The organism is Saccharopolyspora soli (genome assembly GCF_022678645.1).
Classification (GTDB): Bacteria; Actinomycetota; Actinomycetes; order Mycobacteriales; family Pseudonocardiaceae; genus Saccharopolyspora; species Saccharopolyspora soli.
In genome coordinates this window covers 1-23,349 of the sequence record NZ_JALBWV010000098.1, presented here as the reverse complement: position 1 = coordinate 23,349, position 23,349 = coordinate 1, and the positions used below count along the sequence as shown (strand labels likewise).

Here is a 23,349-nt window from a genome sequence, read left to right as displayed (position 1 = left end):
CCCCCCCCCCCCCCCCCACACACCCCCCCCCCCCCCCCCCCCCCCCCCCCCGGCGCGCGCGGCCCCCCCCCCCCCCCCCCCCCCCCCCCCCCCCACGACCGGTAGAGGTCGGTGAGCAGGGTGACCGCTGTTGGTGCGGCGGGGTGAGGGTCGTCGCGCCACCAGATGAGGCGCACTGCGATCGGTGCGGCGTCGCGCAGCGGGCGGAAGACCACACCGGGGCGCGGGTACTGGGCGACTGTGCTTTCGGGGGTGACGCCGACGCAGCGACCCGTGGCGATGACGGTCAGCCAGTCGTCCACGTCCTGGGTGTACTCGATGGCGGGCTGGCTTTCCGGCGGCCACAGGTCGGTGGTCGTGCTGCCGGTGCGCCGGTCGATGATCAGGTTTCGCTCGCTGATCTCGGCCAGCCGGATGAAGCGCCGTCGCGCCCACGGATCGTCGGCGGCCATCGCGCAGAAACGCCGTTCCAGGCCGACGATGACGCCGTCGAAGCGCCGTTGGTCGGGCTGGGTGCGCACCACGGCGATGTCGCAGGCACCTTCGGCGAGCCCGCCGGTGGCGGAGTTGGTGCGGACGAGGTGCAAATCGACCTCCGGGCGCAATGCGGGCCAGCGGCGTTGGAATTCCACGGTGTGGCGGCCCATCGCCGACCAGGCGTAGCCGATGCGCAGCCGGGTGTGGCCGGAGGTGGCTTCGCGCGCCAGGTCGTCGGCCTCGACCAGCAGGCGACGGGCACGCGCGAGGACCTGCGTGCCGACAGCGGTGGGGACGATTTCGCGGCTGGTGCGACGCAACAGTCGGACGCCGAGCTCGGATTCCAGCGAGGCCAGCGTGCGGGAGACGGCCGCCTGCGAAACGCCCAGGTCGATGGCCGCGTCGGTGAAGGTGCCCGCGTCGACGATGGCGACCAGGCAACGCAACTGCCGCAGTTCCATAACCTCAGCGTATAGCTGGGGCGGCGAATGCATTTTGCGGAACCGTGACGCGGTCGCACGCTTGACCCATGCAGACGACAGCGCATGCGGCCGATGCGAACTCCGCTGCGGAGAAACGTAGCCGCTACGCGGGAATCGCGATGATGTTGGGCAGCGGGTTGTCCAATCAGGTCGGTGCGGCGATCGGTTCGCTGGCCTTCTCGATGATCGGCCCGGCCGGGGTGGTGGCAGTGCGCCAGTGGATAGCCGCGATCGCGCTGCTGATCGTCGGGCGCCCGTCGATGCGGTCGTTCACCTGGCAGCAGTGGCGTCCGGTGCTGCTGCTGGCCGTGGTGTTCGCGACGATGAACCTGTCGCTGTACAGCGCCATCGACCGCATTGGCCTCGGCCTAGCGGTGACGCTGGAGTTCCTCGGCCCGCTGACGGTCGCCCTGGTCGGCTCACGCCGCGCGGTGGACCTCGGTTGCGCGGTGATCGCCGCCGCGGGCGTGGTCGTGCTGACCCGGCCGCAGCCGACGACGGACTACCTCGGCATCGGCCTCGGGCTGCTGGCCGCGGTGTGCTGGGCGTCCTACATCCTGCTCAACCGGTCGGTCGGCCGACGGCTGCCCGGCGCGCAGGGAACGGCGGCCGCAGCCGGACTGTCGGGACTGGTGTTCGTGCCGATCGGCATCGCGGTGCTCATCCAGCATCCGCCGACCGCAGGCGCGCTGGCATGCGCGGCGGCTGCGGGCGTGTTGTCCTCGGCGCTGCCCTTCTTCGTCGACACGCTGGCGTTGCGCCGGGTTCCGGCCCATTTCTTCGGGATCTTCATGAGCATCAACCCGGTCCTGGCCGCGACCGTGGGTTTGGTCTTGCTCGGCCAGACCTTGCACACCAGCGAATGGCTGAGCATCGCGGCGATCGTCACCGCCAACGTCGTCGCCGTCCTCACCGCCGAACGCCGCTGGGCTACCAGGATTGTTCGCTGGCTCGGACGAGGATCGCGTTGACGCTGGCCACCGTCGTTCTCAAGAAATGACCCGGCTGTTGACGGGACACGCTGCCACCGCCGATCTGGAGGTGGCGACGAGCCGCACCCGCGTGCTGGGAGCTGTGGCCGAATTCGGCCCGGCGATGTCGCTCACCCGGGATGGCAGCGCAGTCCACGGCGAAGTGATCGACGAGCGTTAGGCGCAGTCCCGAGGAGACCCACCCGATGCGCGGCGACAAGAGCGAGGGCCGCCTGAACACTGGAAACCACCGGTCCGCGCCCGAGTTCAGGAGGGCCGCTGTTCGGCGTCCGGCTGGTCAGCCGGTTCTCGGGCGGGTGCGTTCCAGCTGGCCAGCAGTTGGAGCTTTTCCTCCGACGGTGATCCGCGGTCGGCTGTGTAGGTGATGACGTGCTGGCCGTGGTCGCTGGGAAGTGCCAGCGTTTCGTAGTGGAGGGTCAGCTCGCCGACGGTCTCGTTGAAGAACCGCTTGGCTCCGTAGGAGTGCTCGTACAGCTGGTAGTCGGCCCAGTACCGGGCGAACTCGGGCGACGCGATGGCGAGCTCGCCCACGAGTTGCTCCAACAGCGGGTCGGCGGCCCGGTCCACCGCGAGGTGGCGCAGCGCCGCGGCGACCTGGGGTGCGATGACCTGCCACTCCGGGTAGACGACCCGGGCACGCGGGCTGAGGAACGTCCAGCGCACGAGGTTGCGTTCTGTCGCGGGCATGGCGTCGAAGTCGTCGATGAGGAGCTTCGCGGTGTGGTTGGCCGCGAGCACTTCATAGCGCGGTCCGTGGATCAGCGCCGGTACTGGGTTGAGGGCGTGGATCATCGCCACCAGCCCCGGACGTGCCTTGATGGTTGCGGCCCGCAACTCGCCGGTGCGCCTGTTGCCGTTGTTGACCAGCGTGCGGAAATGCTGGTGCTCCAAGTCGTTGAGCTGCAACGCGTTCCCGATCGCCGACAGGACTTCGTCGGAGACCTTTCCGACCCGGCCCTGTTCGAGTTTGGTGTAGTAGTCGACGCTCACTCCGGCCAGGATCGCCACCTCCCCGCGGCGCAGGCCGGGAACGCGACGCACCGTCTTCGACTGCGGCAGCCCGACCTGCCACGGCTCGATCGCCGCACGTCGCGAGGTCAGGAAATCGCGCAGGGCGTTGTCACCCGTCATACCGCCTTTATAGTCCTGCGTCGGCCCATGCGCGGCGGTCGTGGTGGCTCTACGAGTACCAGGCAGCGCCGTACCACGTTGGCCGTTCCGCGAGGTCGAATTCCGTGGTCAGCTGACACGTGAACGCGGTTGCAGGTGCGCACCGCGCGGCTAAGCCCGGTTTTCCCCGCTCGGAATCCGGGCAGTTCAGGAAGTTCCGCCACATCCAAGACGCGGAGAGTTCCGCGCGATCTCCCAGGAGTCCCCATGCCGTTCGACGTTTCCGCCCTTGCCGCGGCTGGCCCCGCGGAGCCGTTGGATTTCACGACGATCCGGCGCAGGGAACCCGGCCCGCACGACGTCGTGATCGACATCGCCTACACCGGGATCTGCCACACCGATATCGCGTTGCTCCGCAACCACTGGAGCGAGGGCATCTTCCCGATGGTGCCGGGGCACGAGATCATCGGAATCGTCGCCGCGGTCGGCGCCGAAGTCGGCCGGTACGCGGTGGGTGACCGGGTCGGTGTCGGCTGCTACGTCGACTCCTGCCGCGAGTGCGAGTACTGCCTCGCTGGTGAGGAACAGCACTGCCGCAAGGGCGAGGTGTTGACCTTCGGAGGCCGTGATTACGACGGGAACCCGACCTACGGGGGCTACAGCCAGCGGATCGTCGTCGACGAGAACTACGTCCTGCGCATTCCGGACGGCCTCGCCATGGACACCGCTGCCCCGCTGCTGTGCGCGGGGATCACGATGTACTCGCCGCTGCGCCGCTGGAATGCCGGGCCTGGCAAGCGGATAGCGATCGTCGGGCTGGGTGGCCTCGGACACCTGGGGGTGAAGCTCGCGCATGCGATGGGTGCCGAGGTCACGGTGCTGAGCCAGCGGCTGTCCAAACGCGAGGACGGGCTGCGGTTCGGCGCCGACCACTACTTCGCCACGTCGGATCCCGAGACGTTCGCGAACCTCGCGCACACCTTCGACCTGATCATCAACACGACGGCGGCTGACCTCGACACGGACGCCTATCTCGGTCTCCTGCGCCTGGACGGGGTGATGGTCGATGCGGGGATCAGTGCGGAGCCGAACAGCTACCACGTCCCCGTCCTCGGCGCGGCCCGCCGCAGCCTGACCTCGACGAAGAACGGCAGCATCCGCCGGTGCCAGGAGATGCTGGACTTCTGCGCGCGGCATGGGATCAGTGCGGAGATCGAGACCATCTCGGTGAACCAGGTCGAGAAGGCCCTGCAGCGGCTGGCCGGGGGCGACGTGCGCTACCGGTTCGTCATCGACGCCTCCACCTTCGGCGCGTGATCGACGACCGCGGACCGGAATTGGAGTTTTGCCGGGCGGTGTGGACTTGGCTCCGCGGGCGACGTGGTGGAGTTGGACCTCGCCATAGGCTCGCCGTGCGGCCTGTTCCGGTGCGCATCTCATGTATTGCCTCCGGCGAGGTTCTTGCTGCGCAGCAGTTTTCGGATGAGACCGTCCAGCCGCGCCGTGGCGTCCTCGTCGAAGGACGGGTGCCGGAGGCTGATGCGCCTGCCCTCCACGAAGGCGCTCAGCGGTTCGCGGGGCGGGGTATCGATGATTGCGGTGATCGGGGTGATTCCCACCTCGACCGACTGCGCGCTCCGCTTCATTTCGGCGACATAGGCCGCGGTGGGAGCGCCGCCCCGACACCCGAGGTGCCTCCTGACACCACGATCGTTCTCAATGCGATCCTCCTCGGCATGCAGTCGCCACCACCCGACAGTTGAAATTGGTGGAAACTAGTGGACTTTGTCCGCATGGCTGGGCGGCGTGATCGCGGCGGCTGTTGCGGGACGCATCCGGAACGCGACGAGCAGCGCGAGGACGACGACCACGGCCATGGCCAGGAAGGCGTCGGAGTAGGCAGCGCCTTCGTGACCGGGGTACAGGGGGTTGATGGCGCCGCTGCCGCTTTGCTGCCGCGCGGCCACCAGCACACCGACCAGGGCCGGGCCGGTGCCAGCGCCGAGGAACTGGGCTCCTTGGAGGATCCCGAGGCCGACGCCGACCTGGTCCGCCGGTAGCGCGCTCGCCGCGGCGCTGATGATCGGGGTCATCACGAAGATGAAGCCGACGCTGAGCCCGAGGATCCCGACCCCGGCGGGGATCACCGACGTGCCTCCCGTGAAGGTCGAGAGGAACAGGGCGAACAGTCCGATGGTCGCGAGGCCCGTCAGCACCAGAGGTCGGGTGCCGATGCGGTCGGCGAGGCGACCGATCAACGGCGAGAGGACGGCGACGGCAACGCCTGCTGGGATCATGACCAGGGCACCGGCTCCTGGGCCGAGACCGTTGATGTCAACCAACAGCAGCGGGACGAATACCAGGCCGCCGAGGTTGACGATCATGGCCAGGAACACGACGACGACCGCGGTCCGGTAGACCCGGTTGGTGAACAGCGCGGGCGGCACGAACGGCCGCGGCACGCGGACGGTGCGCCACACGAAGAGCGCGATCGCCGCGACCGCCACCGCGAGGCTGCCCCAGGACGAGGGCGCGGCCAAGCCAGCGACCTGGGCCTGGGTGATGCCGAACAGAATCAGCCCGGCGCCGAGGCCCAGGAAGATGCCGCCGGGAAGGTCGAACCGATCCGCACCCGTCGGGTGCTCGCCCGGTAGCACGCGCAACGCCGCGGGAAGCAGCACCAACGTGACGACGAGGATGAGCCAGAACAGCGCGGACCAGCCGAGGAGTTGGCCGATCCCGCCGCCGACGGCGGGCCCGGCCGCGGTACCGATACCCGCGGCCGCGGAGACGACACCGATCCCCGTACCCCGCCGGTCCGCTGGCATCAGCCTGGTGACGGCGATGATCGAGAGCACCGGGATCGCTGCTGCGCCCACCCCCATCACGATCCGGCCGAGCACGAGCACGAGGAGATCTGGGGCGAGTGCGCAGATCAGGCTCCCGGCGGAGAAGGTCAGCAGGGCGAAACCGAACAGCCGCCGCAGGCTCACCCGGTCGGAGATGCGGCCGTAGAAGGGAATACCGACCGAGAACATCAGCAGGAAGCCGGTGACGACCCACGCGAGCTCCGCCTCGGAAGCGCCGAACTCCGCTCCGATCGACGGGAGCACGAGATTGACCATGTCGCTGGCGATGACGGTGACCAGCAGCGCGGGCATGAGCACGGCCAACAGGGCCAGCCCTGAGCCGGTTCGTTCGGTTGTGGTTGACGTGGACGTCATTCGACGCATCCTCCGCATGACATTTACTGGCACTGTCACAGTTACAGTTAGGGCCGAAAAATGGCGGAGGACTTGCCTCCGCCGTTGCTCAGCTACCTCGGTAGCGCGAGTTCCCGTTCGATGGCCAGCACCTGTCGGCGCAGGTCGGCGATGGTCGTTCGGCCGAGCCGTTCTTCCATGGCTCGTTCGGCGTCCCGGAACTCCACCTCCAGCAGGGCCTGGATGTTGCGCCCCACCTCGCACTCGGCGCTGGGCGGATGGGCGTGCCGCGACAGAATCGGCCCCGCCTCGACGGCGGTGTACGCGTCGTAGAGCGTGATCTCGCGCGGAGCTCGGGCAAGGGACCAGCCGCCGCCACGCCCCTCTGTGGACCACACCAGGTCGGCGTCCCGCAGGCTGCCGAGGATGCGCCGCACGAGAACCGGATTGCTCGCCAGGCTGTCCGCGATCTCCGCGGAGGTCAGCGACCGGTCACTCCAACGCGCCAACATCGTGAGCGCGTGAATCGCGACCGCGCTCCTGCTGCTGAGACCCACTGCGACCCCTTCGCGCCCCAGACCCCGATTGAACTGCAACGAACCTAGTTGCAGTTCAATCGGTTGTCAATCCGGCCCCTGATGGGCTGGAGCGCGGAAGGGGCTGCGGGTGTGCGGAGGTCATGTCGTCCCGACGGTTGACCCTGACGCAGGGGCAACCTCTCAACATGGTTGGCATGACTGCGAAAACCAACGCGATCCTGGAGGCGACAGGATGATGCGGCACTTCACGGTCCACCACGATGGCGTCACGATTCCGGTGTCTCGCGGTGGCCGAGGGCGACCGCTGGTGCTGTGCCCTGGGCTGAGCTCGACGCAGGCCGAGCTGCACGAGCTGATCGAGCTGCTGCGGCGCGATCACGACGTGGTGACCTTCGATCTCAGGGGCCACGGCCTCGCCTCGCCCGCCGTTCGGTACTCCTTCGACGCGTTCCTCAGCGATCTCGTCGCCGTGATGGCGGAGCTGGGACGCCTCGACCTGCCCTCGCCGCCCGTGCTGGTGGGCTACTCGTTGGGCGCGGACCTGGCCGTGCACTATGCGTCCGAGTGTCCTGACGCCGTGGCTGAGCTCGTCCTCATCGACGGGGCGAACCCGTTGCCCGAACCGTTCATCACCGAGGCCGACCTGCCGGAGTTCCGCGCGCTGCGGGAGGACCCGGCGACGCGGCAGGAGGCCGAGCGGGCCAGGGGCACCGCGCGTCAGGTGTTGCTCACCGCACGCGACCTCCACGACCTGGACCTCGAAATCGATGTGGTTCGGTCCGAAATCCTCGACCGGTACCAGAAGATCGACCATCCGATCAGGATGATCATGTCGACCGCGATCGCTGGCCGCAGCGGCGAAGGGCGTGCACCGCGGCACAACCAGCTCTGGCGCGCTGGCATCGAGCGGCTCGTCCGCGAGCGTCCGCACATCGCCACGTCCTGGCTCGACGCCGATCACCGACTGGTGCTCACCCACGCTCCGCAAATAGCCCAGCTCATCCGGAGTGCCCCAGGCCCAGTCGGCCAGGCGACTTCTTGAACGGCTAGGAGACTGGTCCGATGCTGACTATCGGCGAACTGGCGTCGTACGCCGGAGTGACGGTGCGCGCGGTGCGGCACTATCACGCCAAGGGGCTGCTGCCGGAGCCGGAGCGCGATCACTCCGGCTATCGGAGCTACGACGCCGGTGCCGTGGTCGAGCTGATCAAGATTCGGACCCTCGCCGAGGCCGGGGTCCCGCTGGCGCGGGTGCGGGAGCTGCTGCAGGCCGACGAGGCGGAGTTCGCCGCGGCGGTCGCAGACATCGACCGGCGGCTGCGGGCGGAGATCCGGGAGCGGCAGCGGCACCGCGAGCGGATCGCCCGCCTCGCCTCCGGGGACAAGCTGGCGCTGCCCCCGGAGGTGGTCGAGTTCCTCGACCGACTGCGGGCACTCGGGGTCGACGAGCGGATCGTCCAGATCGAACGCGACGGCTGGATCCCGCTGGCCGCGCACTCGCCCGAGCGAGTCCCGGAGTGGATGGCACGCAAGCGGGAGCAGATCGCCGACCCGCGGCTCATCGACTTCTACCTCACCCTGGGCCAGGCCCTCGACCGGACCGACGACGACCCACGGCTGGTCGAGCTGGCCGACGAGCTGGCCGCCTACATCACGCAGCTGGCCGACGAGCAGGGCGAGGACTACGTCGACGATGCCGACATCGAGCCACCGTTCGCCAAGCTGATGGACACCCTGGCGTTCGACACCGCGCCGCCAGCCCGTCGACTGATCCAACTGCTGAAGGAGCGGGGCTGGACCGGCTGGACCAAGCTCGAACGCGTGGATCCAACGCGCGGTACGACCGGAACTCGGCACGAAGACACCGCGACGCAGCGATCCCAGCGTTAGTGGCGACGGCGGACGGGTTCACTCGACTGGTCGGGTACGCACCGGCCACCTCCGCCACACCGCGACGTGCAGGATCACCGCGGTGCTCAGCGCATTCAGCGTGACGTGCGTGGTCCAGCTCCATTCGCGCGGCTGCGGCACGCCGAGGGTTTGGGCGAGCATCGGCAACGACCAGACCAGCAGCGCGGCGAGGATCACCTCGACCAACACCGCGATGGTGCGGCCCGGCGCGGGCTTGGGGGCCACCCGAGTCGCAGGCCACGCCTCGAACAGCATGGTCACCAGCAGGATGCAGCCGATAGCGGTGCCAGCGGTCGCGGTGATCCGGACTCCCGGCCAGTTGAGGACATCCGCGACGAGCAGGTAGCTGCCCCACCCGCAGGCGATCACGACGACATTGCCGAGCAGCAGCCGCAACCACTTCCGGTCGATCCGCGCGAACGGCCAACCTCGCAACGCCACGTAGCAGAGCATCTGCCACCCGCCGATCGATGTGAACCAGGCACCGTAGTTCTCCGACTCGACCGCGTGCGAGCGCACCGCGACCAACCAGGCGATCAGGCCGAGCGCCCAGCACAGCACCACGGCGGCGAGACCGGAGGGAATGCGGCCGAGGCCGCCCAGCGGCCAGCGTTCGCAAACCAGGGTCAGTTGCAGGACGATCGTGAAAATGCCGCCTGCCAGCGGCACCGCGGCCGGGTAGAGGCCGGGGTGGGCGGGACCCGGCGCGAACACGCCGATCAGGTCGCCTCCGTTGACCACGAGCTGCCCGAGCACCGTCAGCAGTACGCCGCCGACCACGACGATCGCGGTGTCGTACAGGCCGGACCAGGGGCGCGGGAACAGCGCGCCGGGCCAGTTCTCCCACCAGAACGCGATCATCGCCATGATCGGCAGCGCGAACGTGATGATCGGCCCGAGCAGGGCCAACGAGTCGAAGGCCCCGCCCGCGCCGATGGACAGCAGCACGGTGACGGGGACGACGAAGGCCAGACCGATCAGGCCGCGCAGCGGCTGGTGCTGCCTGGCGTCGGCCAGCTCGGCCGGACTGAGTGCGTCCGGCCTGCTGACCGACGGGCGGGTGTCGACAGTGGTGTCGGGCGTAGCAGCCGTCAGCTGTTCAGAGGACATTTTCCAACCGGATCGGCAGCCGGTGCACGCGCCGACCGGTCGCGTGGTGCACGGCGTTGGCGACGGCCGCGGCCACGCCGACCATGCCGACCTCGCCCACGCCCTTCACGCCGACCGGGTTGAACAGCAGGTCCGGTTCGTCGATGAAGTCGACGTCGATCTGGTGGATGTCCGCGTTGACCGGCACCGGGTACTCCTCCAGCGTGGTGTTGAGGAACCCGCCGAAGCGGTCGTCCACCTCGCTCGCCTCGCGCAACGCCGCGCCGATGCCCCACACCACGCCACCGCGGACCTGGCTGGCCGCGGTGACCGGACTGGCCACCCGGCCGCAGTCCACGACGCTGACCACTCGCGGCACCCGGATGCGCCGCGTGGTCGGTTCGACCCGGACCTCGACGAAGTGCGCGACCCAGCTGAACGTGACGAACTCGGGGTAGACCGGTCCGCCGATGGCGAGGCCACCGCCCTTGAGCTGGTCGAGGGCCTGCGGGGGTTGGCCGGGCGCGAGCGTGCTGGCCTCGACCGTCACCACCGACTTGCCCTTGGCGCGCAGCGCTGCCGGGATGTCCACGTCGTCGGGGTCGGTGACGTCCAAGGCCTTGCGCAGTTCGTCGATGGCGGCCTGCACGGCGGGCAGCGCGCTTGAGGTGCCCCAGGAACCAGCGGTGAGGTGCTGCGGCGCCACCCTGGTGTCGCCGACCAGCACGATCACCTTGTTCACCGGCACGCCGAGGTCCCGTGCGACGAGCAGCGCGATGGCTGAGCGAATGCCCTGACCCATCTCGTGCCCGCCGACGGCGACGGTGATGGTGCCGTCTTCCGTCGCGGACACGTGCGCGACGGTTGGCACGATGCTTCCCGGATAGCAGCCAGCCGCCACACCCCAACCGAGGATCGAGCCGTCCTCGGCGATCATCGAGGCAGGCTGCGGATCGCGTGCGTCCCAACCGAATCGGGCCGCGCCCCGGCGCAGGCACTCGGCCAGGTGCCGACCGGAGAACGGCAGGCCGGTGACCGGGTCGACCGCGGTGTCGTTGGCCAGCCGCAGTTCCACCGGGTCGCGGCCGGTCGCGTAGGCGAGTTCGTCCATTGCGGACTCCAACGCGAACATGGCCGGGCTTTCGAACGGCGCCCGCATGAAACCAGGGGTCTGCACGTCGGTCTGCACCAGGCGCTGCCGACCGCGGAACGTGGGCACCGCATAAAGCCGGGACGAAACCGTGGTGGCCTCGGACGGGAACAGGTCGTGCCGCGAGGTCTGCTGGTCGACCTCGTGGATCGCGGCGCGTAGTTTGCCGTTCTCGTCCGCTCCGAGGTGCACGGTGTGCACCGAGTTCGGCCGGAAACTGCCGGTGTGGAAGGTCTGCGGCCGGGGCAGCACCATCTTGACCGGCCTGCCGAGTCGGCGGGACGCGATGGCGATCGGGCCGAGGTGCCCGTACATGGAGTTCTTGTTGCCGAACCCACCACCGAGGTAGGGCGAGGTGACCTCGACGTCGGCCGGGTCCAGGCCGAGCTGAGTGGCCAGGCCGAACCGCACCGCGTTCGCGTTCTGGGTGCTGTCGTTGACGATGAGCTTGTCGCCGTCCCAGTGCACGACGCTTGCGAAGGGTTCCATCGGCACCGCGTGCTGCGCGGGGTGCTCGTAGGTGCTGGCGATCCGCACCGTGCTGGCCGCGAACGCCGCGTCCGCGTCGCCGACTTTGATGTCGGCCAGGAACGGCAGTGGGATCGCCTGCTCCTGCACCAGGGTGTTGGCGCCCTCGGCGTCTATCTTCACCGCGAACGGTTCCGGCTGGTACTCGGCTGTGATCAGCTGGGCCGCCTCGGTCGCGGCGACCAGGTTGTCGGCGATGACCAGCGCGATCGGCTGGCCGCGGTAGGCGACATGGTCGCCGCGCAACGGCTGCAGGCTCTGCACCGCGTGCCCGCCAGCGATGAGGAAGCCGACGTCGCGCAGTTCGTCCGGCCCGAACTTCGTGATCACCAATTGGACTCCCGGCACGGCTTCCGCGGCGGACGTGTCGATGCGCACGATGCGCCCTTTGCCGATCCGCGCGGTGGCGAACGCCCCGTACGCGACGCCCTCGGGAACCCGGTCGGCGGCGTAGCGGGCGCGGCCGGTGACCTTCTCGTAGGCGTCGACGCGGCGGGTGTCCAGCGGCGGCGTACCCGTGGCGGGAGTGTCCGTGACAGTCATCTGGTGGCTCGCTCTCCGGCGGTGCGCAGCGCGTCGGCGACCGTGCGAATGCCCAGTTCGACGCGGAATTCGTTGTGGGTACCGGGGCGCGCCGCCGCGAAGGCGACCTCCCCGGCGTGTCGGGCGGTCTGCGGGGTCAGCCGCTGCCCGAGCAGCGTCTGTTCGGCATCGGCGGCCCGCCACGGGCGGGTGGCGACGCCGCCGAGCGCAATCCGGCATTCGTTGACCACGCCGTCGCCGTCGAAGGTCAGGCCGACTGCGGCGGAGGCGAGGGCGAACGCGTAGGACTCGCGGTCGCGGATCTTCAGGTAGGTGGATCCGCGACCGGCCGGGGTCGCGGGCACCCGGATGCGGACGATGAGCTCATCCGGGGCGAGCACGTGTTCGCGGGTCGGATCGTCACCGGGTTCGACGTGCAGTTCGGCGAGCGGCACGCTGCGTTGCCCGTTGGGTCCGATGACGTCCACGATGGCGTCGAACGCGATCAGCGCGATGGCGAAGTCACCGGCGTAGGTGGCGATGCACGAGTCGCTGCCGCCGAAGAGGGCGTGGCCGCGGTCGTGGCCGCCGATGGCAGCGCAGCCGCTGCCGGGGTCGCGCTTGTTGCACGGGAATTCCGAACCCCCGCGGAAGTACGCGCAGCGGGTGCGCTGCAACAGGTTCCCGCCGACAGTCGCCATGTTGCGCAGCTGCTGCGACGCGGCGCGCCACAGCGACTCGGACAGGCCAGGGTAGTCGGCCTTGATCGCCGGATGGTTGGCCACGCCGGCCATGCGCGCGCCGGAGCCGAAGACCAGTTCCCGCTCGCCGACGTCGATGGTGTTGAGTTCGGCGAGCCGGTGCACGTCGATGACCGCGGGCGGCGTCTCGATGTCCAGCTTCATCAGGTCGTACAGCGTGGTGCCGCCAGCCAGGATCTTGGTGCCGGGCTGCGCGGTGCGCAGCGCGTCCACAGTGGCGTCCACGGTTTTCGGCGCGACGTAGGTGAATGCGCGCATCGCGTCACGCCCCGTTCCGCGTCGCGTCCGCGGTTTGCCGCACCGCGGCCACGATGCCCGGGTAGGCGCCGCAGCGGCAGATGTTGCCGCTCAGGTATTCGCGGATCTCGTCGTCGGTCTCGGTGTGGCCTTCGGCGATGCAGGCGATGCCGGACATGATCTGGCCGGGCGTGCAGTAGCCGCACTGCAACGCGTCGTTGTCGATGAACGCCTGCTGCAACGGGTGCGGACTGCCGTCCTCGTCCGCGACGCCCTCGATGGTGGTCACCGCCTGGCCGGTGACCTGAACCGCGGGCGTCAGGCACGACACCACTCGCCGACCGTCCACATGCACCGTGCACGCGCCGCAGTGGCCCTGGTCGCAGCCCTTCTTCGTGCCGGTCAGCGCGAGCCGCTCACGCAACACGTCCAGCAGCGATTCTCTCGGGTCCAACTCGAGTTGGACGTCCTGGCCGTTGACCGCGCAGGCCAACTCCACCGCCAAGTCGGACAAAACACCCGCCCATCACATTGGTACTGAAGCACTTCACATCGACGGTCACTTACCGGGCATGATCGGGAACCCATCCGCCGTGCACCTTGAGCATTCAGGTTGCCCCGGCCGTGCGGCGTTACCCAGACCCCCGCTGTGCCTACGTCCGGTGTGACTACCACCGGCAGTGACAGGCTGGCGGGCCGCGACTGCGAATACCCGGCGCGATACTGGAGGACATGGCGCCCCTTCCCGATCCCCGCACCGACCCGGCAGCCGTGTCGGGCCCCGGCCATGAGCGGCACCTCGACCCGCGCACGGAGCTCAGCGAGTTCCTGCGCACCCGCCGGGCCCGGTTGAAGCCAGCCGACGTGGGGCTCGCCGAGTACGGCCGACGACGCCGGGTGCCGGGCCTGCGGCGGGAGGAGCTGGCACAGCTCGCCGGGGTCTCCGTGGCGTATTACACACGTCTTGAGCAGGGCAACGGCCGCAACGTCTCGGGTGAGGTGCTGGACGCGATCTCCGGTGCGCTCAAACTCTCCGACGCCGAGCACGCCCACCTGCTGCACCTCGCCAAACCGAAGCAGCAGAAACGGCGGCCCGCGCCGCAGCGCCAGCAGGTGCGGCCCGCGCTACTGGAGCTGCTGACGGCGCTGGAGGGCGTACCCGCGTATGTGTGGGGCCGCCGCACCGATGTGCTGGCGTGGAACCGCACGGCCTCGGCACTTTTCGGTGACTGGGCGGCGCGTGCTCCGCAGGAGCGGAACTGGGCCAGGCTCACCTTCCTCGACCCGACGGCCCGGCGGCTGTTCGTCGACTGGGAGTCCAAGGCTTCCGACGTGGTGGGGAATCTGAGGCTGGACGCTGGCCAGCACGCGGACGATCCAGTGCTCGCGGCGCTGATCGGGGAGCTGTCCATGAAAAGCGAGGACTTCCGGAGGCTGTGGGCTGCCCACGACGTCAAGAAGAAGTCGCACGGCAGCATGCGGCTGATGAACCCGCTGGCAGGTGAGCTGACGCTCCGCTACGAGACCTTCGCGCTCCCCGGCGATCAGGAGCAGTCACTGGCGACCTACCACGCCGAGCCCGGTTCGGCGTCGGAGGAGGCGCTGCGCCTGCTGGCGAGCTGGGGCGCGGACGCCTCCCAGGACTGGTCGGCTGCCGCGCGGGACTGAGCCCGACCGCGGGCACGAGACGGCCCGCTTCGCGCACAGTCCGGCGGACGGTGCGTGAGTGGCTGGGCTAGCGGGTGGGTGCCCAGAGCTGGTCGGCGTCGCCTGCGGCCACGCGGCTGCGGTAGACGTCGATCTTGTGGCTGATGATCTGGAGGTTTTCCTGGAGTTCGGCGAGCTTGGCGATCACTTCGTCGCGGTGCGCTTCCATGAGGGCGAGCCGTTCCTGCTCGTTGCCTCGCCCGGCGGAGACGAGCTCGGCGTAGCGGCGGATGGTCTTGATGGGCATGCCGGTGGCGCGCAGCTTGGTGCAGACGACGATCCAGTCGAGGTCGAGCTGGTGGTAGCGCCGCCGACCGCCAGCGGTTCGTTCGACGGTGGTCACGACCAGGCCAGCGCGTTCGTAGTAGCGAAGGGTGTGCACGCTGACCCCGGTTCGGCGGGCGGCCTCGGCGATGCTCAGGCCCGCCTGGGCGTCGGAGCGGGCTGACTCTGGTAATGGCTGCGGCTTGACTTCGAGCACGCTCTAAAATCTAGCGTGATGGTCATGAGTGCTTCAACGCGGCCGAAGATCACGGCCAGCGAGCTCAGCAGACGTCACCGGTTCCTGGTGCTCGCGATCTGCTGCGCCAGCATTGTCGTCGTGGTGATGGACATCTCCATCGTCAACGTCGCGCTGTCGGCGATTCGTCGTGACCTGCACGCCTCGGTGTCCGGTCTGCAGTGGACAGTCGACGCGTACACGTTGGTGCTGGCCAGCTTCCTGGTGCTGGCCGGGTCCACCGCCGACCGGGTCGGCCGTCGGCGCATCTTCCAGGTCGGCCTCGCCGCTTTCGGGCTCGGCTCGCTGCTGTGCGGTCTGGCGCCGAGCATCGATTGGCTGATCGCGGCGCGTGCGCTGCAGGCCGTCGGTGGCACGATGCTCAATCCGGTGGCGATGGCGATCACCGCCAACACGTTCCCCGACCCGGCTGAGCGGGCCAGGGCCATCGGCGTGTTCGGTTCGATGTCCGGTTTGTCGCTGGCGCTGGGTCCGATTCTCGGCGGCGCCCTGGTCGACGCCTTCGGCTGGCGCTCCATCTTCTGGATCAACGTGCCGATCGTGGCCGTCGCGATCCTGTGCACCGCGCTGTTCGTGCCGGAGTCCCGTGCCGCCCGCGCGCGCCGGTTCGACCCGGTGGGCCAGACTCTGATGATCTTGGTGCTGGGCAGCGTCGTCTACGCGATCATCGAGTCCAAGGGCTTGGGCTGGACCTCGCCGATCATCCTCGGCCTGCTCGCCGTTGCCGTGCTCGGCGTGGTGGGCATCCTCGGCTACGAATCGCGCCGTGTCGACCCGCTGCTGGAGTTGCGCCTGTTCCGCAGTGTGCCGTTCAGCGCGGCGATCGTGATGGCGCTGTTCGCCTTGTGCGGGTTCGGCGCGTTCCTGTTCGTGACCACCCAATACCTGCAAGACGTACGCGGCATGTCGGCGCTGACTGCTGGCCTGTGCCTGCTTCCCGTCGGGGTGCTGGTCCTGGTGCTCTCCCCGCTCACCGGCCGACTGGTTGGTGCGAGCGGCCCTCGGCTGCCGCTGGTGATCTCCGGGGCCGCGCTGGCACTGGGCGGCGGCGCGTCGATCTGGCTCGAACCGACCACTCCCCTGTTGGCTTTGCTCGCGATCTACCTGCTGTTCGGTGTTTTCCTGGGCACCGTCAACCCGCCGATCACCAACACGGCGGTGTCGGGAATGCCCCGCTCGATGGCCGGGGTGGCGACCTCATTGGCCTCCGCCGGTCGGCAGACCGGCACCACCCTGGGTGTAGCGATCGCTGGAACAACCGTGGGATCGGCCTTGGCTCGCGGCGGAACCGCGTACACCAACGCGGCGCACGGGTTGTGGTGGCTCGTGTTCGGGCTCGGCGTCGGCATCCTCGCCCTGGGGCTGCTCAGCACCGGACGCTGGGCGGTGGACACCGCCAGGCGAGCGGCGGCACTGTTCGAGGAGGTAGACACCGGCGCGGCAGCTGTTCCTGCACGTAGTGTTCCCGCCCGCGGAAACGCCTGAACGGCCCGCCTTCGGACGGTGCGGTGATCCCTCTCAACCGACCGAACGTTTCTGGCCCACGAACTCGACCATCCACGATGGACGAGCCAACCGCCCACTGGTTCCTGGAGATCAGGCGGGGGCGGTGCGGGTCTCGCGGAAGATCGAGTTCGCGCGCGGATCCACCCGAAGTGGTTTCGTCACCGTGACTCAATCCGGGCGTGTGGTTGCTTGCGCTGAACGCGGCGTGCTCGTCGGGGTGGAGCGTCCTGTGTGGACTGCCGTGGCGGCGGCAACCAGGTGCGCTGGGTCGCGGGTCGGCGACAGGGCCACGTGGTCGTAGAGCTGGGTGATCGCCGCCGACGAGTGCCCGAGCGCGTCGCGGCGGTCCTCCAGCGGTGCGCCGCGTTCGCGGGCGATCGTGTTGAAGGCGTGCCGCATCGAGTGCGGGGTGATGCGCCGTGGCATCGGTACTCCCGCCTCGGCCGCGACGGCCTGCACCAGCCGGAAGACCTGGTGGCGGTTGATCCGCCGACCGGCGCGGGTGACCAGCAGCGCTGCACGGTCCCCGTCGGCCGGGCGCGCCGCGAGGTAGGCGTCGAGCAGCGGGGCCAGCTGGATCGGGATGGCGCGGGTGCGGACCTTGCCACCCTTCATCCGCACCGTCAGCACTCGCATGCCGTCGCGCTGTCCCAGATCGGCCAGTTCGGCATGGCACAGCTCGGACACCCGCACTCCCAGGTCGATCAGCAGGGCCATGATCAGAGCCGCGCATTCCCGGCCGAGCGTGCGGTGCTCGCGGTGGCCGCCGACTGCGACCATCGCCGCCGCTTGCCGTTCGGAGACGCTGGTGGTCGTTGAATGTCGACGGTCGTAGCGGGGCCGGGCTGCGTCGCGGGCCGGGTTGGCGTCGATCGCCCCGGCGCGGACCAGGAATGTGTACCAGCTGGAAATCGCGGCGAGCTTGCGCGCCCGCGTGGCGGCCGCCGGCGTCCGGCCGGTGCGCGGATGCGGCGCGGCGGCCAGCTCCGTGCCGTACATCTGCACCTCCGGCAGGCGCGCCGCCAACGGATCGAGCCGCCTGCGGGCGCACCACTCCAGGTACTCCCGCAGATCACGGGCATAGGCCGCGCGGGTGTCGGCGGAGTCGGCGAACGACGCCAGCCAGGCGGCCACCAGTGCCCCCACCGTGTGCCCGCTCCGCGTAGCCACGGACAGCGCGCTTGTCCCGGTCGCGGCGACAGCCCCGGACGCGGAGCCGAACTCGATTTCCATGATCCAACTCTACCGCACATAAGCGCGATTATGCGCGACACCATGACTGTCCATTTTGCCTGGTGATCATTCGTTTCGTTTGTCGAATAACGTTTTATTCATGACGATTACGAAACTCAGGCTGTGCTGGGATGCTCCCCGTCGTGCGCGCCCGCGCGACGGGGAGGGACTCTCCCTGCGCGAGGTCGCCGACTGGCTGGTCATCGGGACCGGTAAGAAGCGCGGCGAGCTCCCTCGCCCGTGACCGTGATGCTCAGGTAGCAGGCGCGCAGAAAACAACGCTTGACCGCGTTTAGGGGCTTGAGGAACACCTCTGTCAGATCGTGCGCTAAGCCCTCGTCGACCCTGGTAGCTGATCGATGCGGCACTGGCTTGGGCTGGTTCTTGAAGTCTTCCCGCAGATAACGCTCTACTATCTGCGGCATCGCTGATCACGTCCTGCGGGAACATCCCCGCGGCGGCGCGTGAAGCGCCCCTGTTATCTGCGGCAAGGGAGACCGCGGGTGTCCACCGTGGTCGCGCTGCCGACGAACCCCTCGGCGCTGACCGTCGGCGCCTCGACCGAGCTGTTCCTCATTGCTGCTGCTAACGCCGAAATCCCGGCACAAGAAGCCGGCGAACGTCCGTCGCTATTTCAGCCGTCGGCCGAGGCCATCGCTGAGGTGACCAGCCTGCTGGCGCCAGGCGACAGCCGCCGCTGACGGCGAGATCAGTCGGCGACACGGTACCGGCTGGTGATCGCGACGCGGTTGAAGGCGTTCATCACCGTGGCCAGCCAGGTGACTGCCGAGATCTGCTCTGGAGTGAGTGCGGCCGCGGCGGCGTTGTAGTCCTCGTCGCTGACGTGCCCGTCCGACACGCGTGTGACCGCCTCGGTCAGGCGGAGGGCTGCGCGGTCGGTCTCGGAAAAGTAGCCGGCCTCTTCCCATGCAGGCAGCACGGCGATCCGGTCAGGGTTTTCGCCCTTCTTGAGAGCGTCACGGGTGTGCATGCGCAGGCAGAACGCGCATCCGTTGATCTGGGAGGCGCGGATCCTCAACAGCTCAACCAGGAGCGGGTCAAGGCCCGCGGCAGCGGCGTTGTTTTCCACCTCCGTCGCCAGGGCCAAGAGGGCCTTGTAGGCGGCCGGGTGTTGCTTGCCGATGTTGACGCGCTGCGTGTTCGTCATGGTTCCTCGGATTCGTTCGTGCGGCCTGCGCCGTGAGGTTCACTTCAGGTGGCGGTGGTGTGTCGGCGTTGCCGCCCGTTGCGTGACCTGGTTACGGGTGGGGGTCGTTGACCTTGAGGTTGTCTCCGGTGTTGGAGACGAAGGTGACCAGGAGCTTGGCCCGGTTCGTCTGGCTGGTGTTCTCCGTTAGGACGTGGTGAGTGCCTGGCTGCTCGACCCAGTTCTCGCCTTGGTGGTAGGTGCTCGTGGGCTTGTCGTCGAGCGTGCTGCGCACGGTGCCTTCGAGGACGTAGGCGTAGACGAAGGCCTCGCCGTGCCGGTGCGGCGCCGCGCGTGCACCGGGCGGGAAGTCGACGATCGCTGAGGTGAACGTCTTGCCCTGCACATTAGGAAGCTCTTGCTGGAGCAGGATGTTCAGGGTTTCGGCGGGTGGCTGCGATGCCGTGGTGGCCGTCGGTGTCGTGGCGGGGGCGCTGCAGGCTGTGGCCCCGGCCAGCGTGGCGATGGCCAGGAAGCCACCGGCGATTCGGATTCCGATCACGAGTGGACTCCTGTTCAGTCTTGGGCGACGCGGATGATCGTCTTGCCCGGGGTGCGCTTGTCGGGGGCGAATGCGGCGGGTGCTTCGGCGAGTGGCCGTACGGCGCCGACGACCGGCTTAAGCCGTCCGTCCCTCAGCCGGGTGGCAAGGTCGGCGAGCCGGGCGCGGTCGGGTTCGACGACGAAGAAGACGGCCCGCCCGTCCGTGGGCCGAACCGGGTGAGGCATGGCGATGGTGACGAGCGTGCCGCCAGCGCGTACCAGGGCCGCCGAGCGGTCGAGGATGTCTCCGCCGATCACGTCGAAGACGACGTCGACCTTGCCGACGTCCTCCAGCTTTTCAGTCTGAAGGTCGAGGAAGGTGTCGACGCCGAGCGCGAGCGCCTGGTCCCGGTCGGAGGTCCGGCCGGTGCCGATGACACGGGCGCCGACTTCGCGGGCGAGCTGCACCGCGATCGACCCCACGCCGCCCGCAGCACCGTGGACCAGGACAGTCTCACCGGTGGTGAGGTGGCCGTGGTCGAATAGGCCCTGCCAGGCGGTCAGTCCGGAGATCGGCAGCGCGGCCGCCACGGTGAGGTCGACGTCCGCCGACAACGGTGCGAGGTTGCGGGCCTCCACCGCGGTGTACTCGGCGAGCGAGCCGTTGCGGGTCCAGTCGGTCAGGCCGAACACCCGCTGGCCGATATCCAGGCCGGTGGTGCCGTATCCCAGTTCGACGACGACACCCGACAGATCGTGGCCGGGCACGCTCGGCGTCCGGTCGCGGCCCGCACGATCGGTCCAGGTGGCCGGCCAGTCGAGTTCCCCGGGGTGAAGCCCGCGGCGTGCACCCGCACGATGACGTCGTTCTCGGCCGCGTAGGGGTAGGGCAGGTCCGTCACCAGGGACAGCCCGGCAAGACCGGTGTCACGGTCTCGAACAGTGATGGCTTGCATGACAGGTCCTTACTGGGAGGGGTATCGATCGAGCGATCGTCTAGGGGTGCACCCCGCAGGTGGATGTGTGCGATACCGCGTGGTTGATCGCACCTGCTCGCGAGCGTTCCTTCGTCGTCCCGTTGTGCGTTCTCATCAGGGAGACGAGGTAGCCTCTGCGGGCGTGACAGCTCAGACGTGAGAGAGTTTGTCCGGGTTGATGACCCTGCGGTACGCGGTGATCAGACCGTCTGTGATCTGTACCGTGTCGACGGAGTAGACGCGGCCCTGCCGGTAGAACACGAGGGCGAGCTCGCCGCCGACCTCCACGAAACCGATGCGGTCCGGACGCCACTGACGCCCCACTCGCACCATCACCTCGGCAATGCGCTCACCACCATGGATGAGCTTGCGGGCCGCCGCGGCCTTGCCGCCGCCATCGGTGACGTACACGGCATCCGGGTGCAGGAGGCTGACCAGGCCGGCCAGATCACCGGACTCGTAGGCGGCGCGGAAGGCCGCCAGCAAACGTTCGCGCTCCGCCTTCGGTGCCTGCGGCATGGACTGCTTCGCCTTGGCCACCCGCCGTCGCGCCCGCGAGGCGAGCTGCCGGGCACCCGGCACGGAGATGTCCAGCACTTCCGCGATCCGGCCGAACTCGACACCGAAGACATCGTGCAGGACGAAGACCACCCGCTCCGGCGGGCTCAGCTCCTCCATGATCAGCAGCATCGCCGCACTGACTGATTCGTCGACGAGCACCGGCTCCGAGGCGTCCGGCCCCGTCAGCAGCGGTTCCGGCAGCCACGGCCCGACATAGGACGCTCGGCGCAAGCGCGCACTCTTAAGGATGTCGTAGGACCGTCGCGCGGCCACCGTGACCAACCAGGCCCGCAGATCATCGACCTTTCGCAGATCCGCTCCGGCCGCGCGCAGCCACACGTCCTGGGCCACGTCCTCGGCATCGGCCACACTCCCCAGCAGCCGGTAGGCCACACCGAAGACCGCGGGTCGATGCATCTCCCACTCGGCACCGAGCGTGTCTTCCTGCCCCGACGGCCCGGACGTGTGCCGGTTACCCATGCAGCTGCAACCTCCTCCGACGTGCGCATCCAGCGTAGCCATCCGACTTTCGGACGCTCGCGCCGACGATCCCTGGACAAGGCCCCTAACAGTGCTGCCTGACCCGAAGAGGTCGGGCAGCACTGTGAAGTGAACGGCTTCTAGTCGATCTCGACCTCGTCCGGGGTCGCCGGGTCGCGCAAGGGGCGCAGCCCGCCGGCCAGCTCCGGAGCGAGGAACGAATAGCGGCCGAGCATGTTGATGTGGTGGCGCACGAACGGTGAGAGCCGGGCGGCGTCTGCCCCATCACATCGTGCGCCCGGACCGCGCCGGTGTGGATGGAGGCGGTGACGCGCAGGATGTCGTCCCAGTTCCGTCGTACCCGGTCCAGGTCGATGCGGCCGCGGGCGGCCGTGGCGAAGGTGCCGTAGTCGGCGTTGGGGTCGATGCGCCACAGCTTCTGATCCGGCAGGTCGGCCAGCTGCGGGGCGTAGGTGAACCCCCAGCACCCCGAGCGCGGCGGCCAGCTTCGCCGACGCCTTCCTCAGTTTCGGCACGGTGCGCAGCTTTTCCTTGGCCGACTCCCGTTCCGCGCGAGCCAGCAGCTTCGACGAGATCAGCACATCCAGCAGATCCAGCGCGTCATCGACCGCCCGGGTCTGCAGATACGCCACCATGGCCAACCGCCGGGAATCCCCGTGGCGCCGCAGCAGATTGGCCTTGCCCTGCACGCCATACCTCGACAACTCCGCCAACCGGCGCGGCGGCACCACCGCGGTATCGACCTCGGCGAACCCCAACCCCAGGATCTCCGCAGCGCACTGCAGCGCATCGACCATCGCCGGTCCCGACACCCGCGTCGGCGGGCGCCGCATCCGATCCAGCCGGGAATGCCGGTGCCCTTCAGGAACTTCCAGAAGCCCGTCGAGGGCGGCACGCTGGTCATCGTCGAGCAGATCGTGCGGCGTCTCCCATAACCGCTGGGTAGCTGCTTCCCGACAGGAACCGACCAGTCGCGTCAGCCTGGTCGCCCCGGGCAGCAGCACCTTTCGCTCACGAAGCCAGCCCACAGCGGCGTCGAACAGTGGTTTCGGGCCCGCTCCCGTGGTCCATGCGCGGGCATCGAGCCACTCGCTCAGCTCGCTGGTGACCTCGGAAAAGTTTCGCCAGCCCTCGGTCTTCTGGATCTCACCAGCGTGGGTGCGCGCGGTTCCGTCCCGCTCGCCATAGTCCTTCAGGCACGACGGGTCGGCGATCTCCAGCTGCTCGGCCAGGTACTCGGCCACCTCCGAAGGGACTTGCCGCGGATCCGGCATGAACCGCCCGAGGAAGCCAACGCTGGCCAGCTGGATCGCGAACCCGAGCCGGTTGTGCGTCCGCCGCTTGCCCCGTAGCAGCCCCCGATCCGCGTCGTCCAGGAAGAAGTACCGCTCCAGTTCGCTCCGAGACAGCGACGCGGGAAACGCACCGTACTCAGCCTGGTCATCCGACAGGAACTCGACTGCCACAACTGCCCTTCCAAGATCGACAACAAACGACCTCGAAGGTTCCCGCAACGCATCACCGCAGGTCAACGCACCAACGAACCAGGAGAACGCTTAGCGCACGATCCGACAGAGATGTTCCGAATGGCTTGTATTGCATCGGATGCGATCTCAGGCCGTTGTGCGAGTCGGTTCGCCTGCATGTCCAGAA

The 23,349-nt window shown here is 68.8% G+C and carries 24 protein-coding genes and 2 pseudogenes; 9 read left to right on the top strand and 17 right to left on the bottom strand.

What is annotated here, in order from left to right; genetic code table 11:
• Positions 1–938: LysR family transcriptional regulator (locus tag MOQ72_RS40760; RefSeq protein WP_242191342.1), on the bottom strand; the 938-nt coding region annotated here is incomplete at its 3' end.
• 68 nt (positions 939–1,006) lie between these two features.
• Between MOQ72_RS40760 and MOQ72_RS40755 the strand changes: the two genes are divergently transcribed.
• Both MOQ72_RS40755 and MOQ72_RS40750 read left to right on the top strand, forming a co-directional pair.
• Positions 1,007–1,930 (top strand): EamA family transporter, encoded by a 924-nt coding sequence (locus MOQ72_RS40755; RefSeq protein ID WP_242191341.1) that lies wholly within the window; start codon positions 1,007–1,009, stop codon positions 1,928–1,930.
• A gap of 25 nt (positions 1,931–1,955) precedes the next feature.
• Positions 1,956–2,111, top strand: a complete 156-nt coding sequence (locus MOQ72_RS40750; RefSeq protein ID WP_242191340.1) for a hemin-degrading factor — start codon at positions 1,956–1,958, stop codon at positions 2,109–2,111.
• An 86-nt stretch (positions 2,112–2,197) separates the two neighbouring features.
• Here MOQ72_RS40750 and MOQ72_RS40745 read toward each other — a convergent pair whose 3' ends face one another.
• On the bottom strand, positions 2,198–3,082 hold the full coding sequence (locus MOQ72_RS40745) for a helix-turn-helix transcriptional regulator (RefSeq protein WP_242191339.1): 885 nt from the start codon (positions 3,080–3,082) through the stop codon (positions 2,198–2,200).
• Positions 3,083–3,328: 246 nt separating this feature from the next.
• Here MOQ72_RS40745 and MOQ72_RS40740 point away from each other — a divergent pair, with 246 nt between their 5' ends.
• A complete protein-coding gene (locus MOQ72_RS40740) occupies positions 3,329–4,378 on the top strand; it encodes an NAD(P)-dependent alcohol dehydrogenase (RefSeq protein ID WP_242191338.1) in 1,050 nt (349 codons plus the stop codon).
• Between the two features lie 119 nt (positions 4,379–4,497).
• Here MOQ72_RS40740 and MOQ72_RS40735 read toward each other — a convergent pair whose 3' ends face one another.
• From MOQ72_RS40735 to MOQ72_RS40725, 3 genes are all read right to left on the bottom strand, one after another.
• Positions 4,498–4,707 carry a hypothetical protein gene (locus MOQ72_RS40735; RefSeq protein WP_242191336.1) on the bottom strand — a complete coding sequence of 70 codons (210 nt, stop codon included), beginning with the start codon at positions 4,705–4,707 and terminating at the stop codon, positions 4,498–4,500.
• 129 nt (positions 4,708–4,836) lie between these two features.
• Positions 4,837–6,285: an MFS transporter gene (locus MOQ72_RS40730; RefSeq protein WP_242191335.1), complete on the bottom strand. Its 1,449-nt coding sequence runs from the start codon at positions 6,283–6,285 to the stop codon at positions 4,837–4,839.
• A gap of 92 nt (positions 6,286–6,377) precedes the next feature.
• Positions 6,378–6,821: an Rrf2 family transcriptional regulator gene (locus MOQ72_RS40725; protein WP_242191334.1), complete on the bottom strand. Its 444-nt coding sequence runs from the start codon at positions 6,819–6,821 to the stop codon at positions 6,378–6,380.
• A 217-nt stretch (positions 6,822–7,038) separates the two neighbouring features.
• Here MOQ72_RS40725 and MOQ72_RS40720 point away from each other — a divergent pair, with 217 nt between their 5' ends.
• Both MOQ72_RS40720 and MOQ72_RS40715 read left to right on the top strand, forming a co-directional pair.
• Positions 7,039–7,845, top strand: coding sequence for an alpha/beta fold hydrolase (locus MOQ72_RS40720; RefSeq protein WP_242191333.1), 807 nt, complete (start codon positions 7,039–7,041; stop codon positions 7,843–7,845).
• A gap of 20 nt (positions 7,846–7,865) precedes the next feature.
• Entirely contained in the window at positions 7,866–8,693 is an 828-nt protein-coding gene (locus tag MOQ72_RS40715) for a MerR family transcriptional regulator (protein ID WP_242191331.1), read from the top strand.
• An 18-nt stretch (positions 8,694–8,711) separates the two neighbouring features.
• On the opposite strand, the gene MOQ72_RS40710 is transcribed toward MOQ72_RS40715, so the two are convergent.
• The 4 genes from MOQ72_RS40710 to MOQ72_RS40695 are packed head-to-tail and all read right to left on the bottom strand — an operon-like array spanning position 8,712 to position 13,500.
• The gene (locus MOQ72_RS40710) at positions 8,712–9,824 is read right to left on the bottom strand and encodes a hypothetical protein (protein WP_242191330.1); all 1,113 of its coding nucleotides are present in this window, start codon (positions 9,822–9,824) and stop codon (positions 8,712–8,714) included.
• Positions 9,814–12,024: a xanthine dehydrogenase family protein molybdopterin-binding subunit gene (locus MOQ72_RS40705; RefSeq protein ID WP_242191328.1), complete on the bottom strand. Its 2,211-nt coding sequence runs from the start codon at positions 12,022–12,024 to the stop codon at positions 9,814–9,816. Before MOQ72_RS40705 ends, MOQ72_RS40710 begins: the two co-directional genes overlap by 11 nt.
• On the bottom strand, positions 12,021–13,022 hold the full coding sequence (locus tag MOQ72_RS40700) for an FAD binding domain-containing protein (protein ID WP_242191327.1): 1,002 nt from the start codon (positions 13,020–13,022) through the stop codon (positions 12,021–12,023). The genes MOQ72_RS40705 and MOQ72_RS40700 overlap by 4 nt, the downstream gene beginning before the upstream one ends.
• Before the next feature lie 4 nt (positions 13,023–13,026).
• Positions 13,027–13,500 (bottom strand): (2Fe-2S)-binding protein, encoded by a 474-nt coding sequence (locus MOQ72_RS40695; protein ID WP_242191343.1) that lies wholly within the window; start codon positions 13,498–13,500, stop codon positions 13,027–13,029.
• 233 nt (positions 13,501–13,733) lie between these two features.
• On the opposite strand from MOQ72_RS40695, the gene MOQ72_RS40690 reads away from it, so the two are divergent.
• Positions 13,734–14,669: an MmyB family transcriptional regulator gene (locus tag MOQ72_RS40690; protein WP_242191326.1), complete on the top strand. Its 936-nt coding sequence runs from the start codon at positions 13,734–13,736 to the stop codon at positions 14,667–14,669.
• A gap of 67 nt (positions 14,670–14,736) precedes the next feature.
• Here the strand turns inward: MOQ72_RS40690 and MOQ72_RS40685 are convergent, their stop codons facing one another.
• Positions 14,737–15,189, bottom strand: coding sequence for a MerR family transcriptional regulator (locus MOQ72_RS40685; RefSeq protein WP_242191325.1), 453 nt, complete (start codon positions 15,187–15,189; stop codon positions 14,737–14,739).
• 24 nt (positions 15,190–15,213) lie between these two features.
• Between MOQ72_RS40685 and MOQ72_RS40680 the strand changes: the two genes are divergently transcribed.
• Positions 15,214–16,713: a DHA2 family efflux MFS transporter permease subunit gene (locus MOQ72_RS40680; RefSeq protein WP_242191324.1), complete on the top strand. Its 1,500-nt coding sequence runs from the start codon at positions 15,214–15,216 to the stop codon at positions 16,711–16,713.
• Positions 16,714–16,902: 189 nt separating this feature from the next.
• Here MOQ72_RS40680 and MOQ72_RS40675 read toward each other — a convergent pair whose 3' ends face one another.
• On the bottom strand, positions 16,903–17,967 hold the full coding sequence (locus MOQ72_RS40675; protein WP_242191323.1) for a tyrosine-type recombinase/integrase: 1,065 nt from the start codon (positions 17,965–17,967) through the stop codon (positions 16,903–16,905).
• Between the two features lie 100 nt (positions 17,968–18,067).
• Here MOQ72_RS40675 and MOQ72_RS40670 point away from each other — a divergent pair, with 100 nt between their 5' ends.
• Positions 18,068–18,211, top strand: a complete 144-nt coding sequence (locus MOQ72_RS40670; RefSeq protein WP_242191322.1) for a hypothetical protein — start codon at positions 18,068–18,070, stop codon at positions 18,209–18,211.
• 259 nt (positions 18,212–18,470) lie between these two features.
• Positions 18,471–18,668 carry a hypothetical protein gene (locus MOQ72_RS40665; protein WP_242191321.1) on the top strand — a complete coding sequence of 66 codons (198 nt, stop codon included), beginning with the start codon at positions 18,471–18,473 and terminating at the stop codon, positions 18,666–18,668.
• A gap of 8 nt (positions 18,669–18,676) precedes the next feature.
• On the opposite strand, the gene MOQ72_RS40660 is transcribed toward MOQ72_RS40665, so the two are convergent.
• From MOQ72_RS40660 to MOQ72_RS45915, 6 genes and pseudogenes are all read right to left on the bottom strand, one after another.
• On the bottom strand, positions 18,677–19,135 hold the full coding sequence (locus MOQ72_RS40660; RefSeq protein ID WP_242191320.1) for a carboxymuconolactone decarboxylase family protein: 459 nt from the start codon (positions 19,133–19,135) through the stop codon (positions 18,677–18,679).
• A 91-nt stretch (positions 19,136–19,226) separates the two neighbouring features.
• Entirely contained in the window at positions 19,227–19,676 is a 450-nt protein-coding gene (locus tag MOQ72_RS40655) for a cupin domain-containing protein (RefSeq protein ID WP_242191319.1), read from the bottom strand.
• A 14-nt stretch (positions 19,677–19,690) separates the two neighbouring features.
• Positions 19,691–20,613: pseudogene (locus tag MOQ72_RS40650) on the bottom strand (NADP-dependent oxidoreductase).
• A 171-nt stretch (positions 20,614–20,784) separates the two neighbouring features.
• A complete protein-coding gene (sigJ, locus tag MOQ72_RS40645; protein ID WP_242191317.1) occupies positions 20,785–21,675 on the bottom strand; it encodes an RNA polymerase sigma factor SigJ in 891 nt (296 codons plus the stop codon).
• Positions 21,676–21,760: 85 nt separating this feature from the next.
• Positions 21,761–22,102: a Tn3 family transposase gene (locus MOQ72_RS45920; protein ID WP_372495643.1), complete on the bottom strand. Its 342-nt coding sequence runs from the start codon at positions 22,100–22,102 to the stop codon at positions 21,761–21,763.
• 565 nt (positions 22,103–22,667) lie between these two features.
• Positions 22,668–23,162 (bottom strand): annotated as a pseudogene (locus MOQ72_RS45915) (DUF4158 domain-containing protein); the annotation flags it as partial.
• Positions 23,163–23,349 lie beyond the last annotated feature (187 nt).